A 538-nucleotide genomic window follows, 5' to 3' on the forward strand; every position below is an offset into this window, starting at 1 on the left:
GCCTGCTCGCGGTTGGCCTCCAGATTGGCCGCCCAAATGTTCAGCGTCTGCTCGTAATGCTCACGGAGCAGTTGCACCTTTTCGACCGAGAACCCCGCTTCCTGGGCAAACTTGAAAATATCTTCCCGGGCCGGTAGCTGCCCGCCCGGAAAAATCTCTGTGGCGATGAATCGCGCGAATCGAATATCGCTCATTGTCAGCGTTATGCCGCGCGCCGGCATCTCTTGCCATTGATACGTCAAAATCGTGTGCAACAGCATCCGGCCATCGTCGGGAAGAACGTCGTAGGAGCGTTCGAAGAAAGCGGCGTAACGCTCCATCTTGAACGCTTCGAACGCGCCGATGGTGACGATCCGGTCGACCCTGTCGGTGAACTCCTCCCAACCCTGCAGCCGCACCTCGACGTTGCGCTGCGTCGGGATGTTGGCCAGCTTGGCCTTGCTGTATTCGAACTGGTTGCGGCTCAGAGTGATTCCGATGACGTTGACGTCGAACTTTTCGATCGCCCGTACCAGTGCCCCGCCCCAGCCGCAGCCGA

At 59.1% G+C, this 538-nt stretch carries 1 protein-coding gene; it reads right to left on the reverse strand.

The window, feature by feature from the left end:
- A partial coding sequence (locus A5791_RS23920; protein ID WP_156661580.1) for a class I SAM-dependent methyltransferase occupies positions 1-538 on the reverse strand: 538 nt, incomplete at both ends.

This window comes from Mycobacterium sp. 852002-51163_SCH5372311, assembly GCF_001667115.1.
Classification (GTDB): domain Bacteria; phylum Actinomycetota; class Actinomycetes; order Mycobacteriales; family Mycobacteriaceae; genus Mycobacterium.